The sequence below is a fragment of the Streptomyces sp. NPDC054841 genome, from assembly GCF_053611045.1.
The window spans coordinates 1-1085 of the sequence record NZ_JBSGZO010000934.1 but is presented as its reverse complement, the minus strand read 5'-3'; the positions used below and the strand labels follow the sequence as shown (position 1 = coordinate 1085).

The following is a 1085-nucleotide window of genomic DNA, read 5'->3' as shown; positions in this document are numbered from 1 at the left end:
GGGGGCCCCCCGGGGGGGGCGCCCGGGGGGCCGGGGGGGGGGCCGGGGGGGGGGCCGGGGGGGGGGCCAGGTGGTGTGGGCCGAGGCCCGGGAGAGGGCGGCGGTCGCGTGGACCAGCAGCCCCAGGGCGGCGGCGCCACAGGCGAGGGCCGGTACGGCACCGGCGCCCAGGGCGTCGACGGTCGCCTCGACGGGCCGGGCGAGGAAGCCGCAGCCGGGGAGGCGGCCGCCGAGGACGGCGGCCAGGGCCAGGGCCTCGCCGGCACAGGCGGCGGCGAGGCCGGTGGCCGCGGCCTCGGGGAAGCCGTGCACGGTGAGCAGCCGGGAGAGGAAGAGCAGCAAGCCGAGGGCGGCGGCCGGGCCGAGTGCCAGCGGGAGCAGCACGGAGGTCAGGACGAGCAGGCCGGTGAGAGCGGCGGCGTACAGCGTGACGACGGCGAGCAGCAGGGGGCGCGCGCCGGCCGCGAACTCTTCGAGGCCGCGGCTGCCGCTGAGCCTGCGCCGGGCCTGCACGGAGAAGAGGTGGGCGGTCCAGGCGGCGGGGGCGACGGCGAGGGCGAGGCCCACCAGCGGGGCGGGCGTGAGGGACCAGGTGTCCTCGGGCCCGGCGCCGGTGAACTGGTCCAGCAGCCCGTCGCCGAGCAGCGCGTAGGCCGCGAGCCAGCACACCAGGAGGCGCGCGGCGGGCACCGTGCGCCCCGGCGCCCGCAGGGGTCCGCGCCGCAGGCTCCACGCCAGCGCGACGGTGAGACCGATCCCGCCCACCGCCCCGGCGGCGAGCCGTGCCCCGCCGTCGGTGAGCCGCAGGGCCAGGGTGGCGAGGACGGCGACGGCGCCCGGCAGCAGCGTGTGTCCGATGTGCGCGGTGCGCGCGCCGCGCACGTCCCGCGCCGGGGGCCGGGGGCCCGCGTCGCCGCGCGGCACGCGGGCGTACAGCTCCTCGGCGAGCGCGAAGACATCGCGGTGCCGGAACCGGGCGGCGGTGCGGTCGGTGACGCCGTGTGCCTCCAGCCCGGCGGCGATCTCCAGTGGGTCGACGGCCCGTTCGCACAGTTCGCGGTGGCGGTGCATGAGCGCCTTCACGG

Annotated in this window: 1 protein-coding gene; it reads right to left on the bottom strand. The window is 80.6% G+C overall.

Annotated elements, in window-relative coordinates; translation table 11 throughout:
- Positions 1–1085, bottom strand: a 1085-nt coding sequence (locus ACWGI8_RS44530; protein ID WP_453669370.1) for a hypothetical protein, incomplete at both ends; no start/stop codon positions are given.